The organism is Pseudomonas sp. 30_B (assembly GCF_017491605.1).
Classification (GTDB): Bacteria; Pseudomonadota; Gammaproteobacteria; order Pseudomonadales; family Pseudomonadaceae; genus Pseudomonas.
In genome coordinates this window covers 1-243 of the sequence record NZ_JAFGYY010000514.1, presented here as the reverse complement: position 1 = coordinate 243, position 243 = coordinate 1, and the positions used below count along the sequence as shown (strand labels likewise).

At 61.7% G+C, this 243-nt stretch carries 1 pseudogene; it reads left to right on the top strand.

Features of this window, described 5'->3' with window-relative positions:
- Positions 1–243, top strand: a pseudogene (locus J5M67_RS29295) (arylsulfatase); the annotation flags it as partial.

Here is a 243-nt window from a genome sequence, read left to right as displayed (position 1 = left end):
AGCACTTCTCCCCGCGCGGGGTGATCCATTCCTTCGCCGACGGCAAGATCGAGGACACCGGTGCGCTGACCAAGAAGCGCATGGAAACCATCGACGACGAGACCACCCAGGCGGCGATCAACTTCATGGACAAGCAGGTGAAGGCCGACAAGCCGTTCTTCGTCTGGATGAACACCACCCGCATGCACGCCTTCACCCACATACGCGAATCCATGCAGGGCCAGAGCGGCATGCCGGGCAACG